Here is a 1,079-nt window from a genome sequence, read left to right on the forward strand (position 1 = left end):
TGATTGTGATAGCGTTTCCATGAGTCGGAATCGCCCGCATTGTCCCAATCAAACTTTCTGGAGTTGATATTTGGATCATTCATCCAGTCATATTGGCCATGCATGACGTTGTGGCCGATCTCCATATTGTCGAGAATTTTTGATACTCCTAGACCTATGGTACCAACGGCCGCCAGCAGGTACATCATTGGTCCACTGAAAAACAAAAAGGCTACCGGTATCAGTATACGGCTCGTGATATCCAGTAAGCGCTGAAAGCCAATCAGTCTTCTAATGTAGCGGGCATCTTTTTCGCCGATGCGCTTTAGGGTGTCAGCTTTTAGACTTTCAAGTTGTTGCGCGAATTGCTCTAGCTTAACAGGGTCAATACGTTTCATCGTTGAGTTGCTCATTGCACTGTCCGTTCATTAATAGTGAGTTCTAAATCAGTTTCGGCGACGCATATGCAAAGCTGGATATCTTCTTTTCCAGCATCAGAGATTTGATTTGTTTTAAGGTTTCTAACGCGACCGCTCTTCTTTTGAGCGATGCATTGGTGACAGATCCCGGCACGACATCCATAGACAGGGTTTAGGCCGGTTTTTTCAGCGTTCTCTAGTAACGTTCCGTTCTTTTGCTTGGACATGATTAAGCGACCGTTGGCGTCCTTAAATGAGAGCGTTACGTCGGAGCTCGCTGATGCGTTTGCGAAACCAAATGATTCTGTAAAAAATTTAGGCGTTGCGTGGCCAAGTCTTTGGCTGCGCTCAATAAAGAGGTCGTGAATATGCTGGGAAAGGCCAGATGGCCCGCAGGCATATGCGCTCTCTATTTGGATTTCACTGAGCCATGCTTCTAAGGTGTCATTCTTGATTCTGCCTTGTGATGAGGATTCCAAAATCAATAGGTTGAGCCCTTTATTTGCTAACGTTTGTAAGCGATTTTTGAATGGGGCTTCGGGCTCGTGTGATACCGAGTAGAGAAGGTGTTGGCTACTAAGCTGCGCATCTGATAGCGATTCCAATATCGATAAGATGGGCGTAAGGCCACTGCCACAAGCCACAAACGCATTAGTTTGTCGCCGCTGTTTAGGTGAAAGA

1 protein-coding gene and 1 pseudogene are annotated in these 1,079 nt (G+C 46.0%); both read right to left on the reverse strand.

The genetic code is table 11. The features are described 5' to 3' along the window. Nucleotides 1–392 (reverse strand): annotated as a pseudogene (locus tag A3750_RS10755) (acyl-CoA desaturase); the annotation flags it as partial. Then, nucleotides 389–1,079 (reverse strand): 2Fe-2S iron-sulfur cluster-binding protein (locus A3750_RS10760; protein WP_156498515.1); only part of this gene is annotated, 691 nt, incomplete at its 5' end. The pseudogene A3750_RS10755 and the gene A3750_RS10760, both read right to left, overlap by 4 nt.

The sequence above is a fragment of the Oleiphilus sp. HI0079 genome (assembly GCF_001635105.1).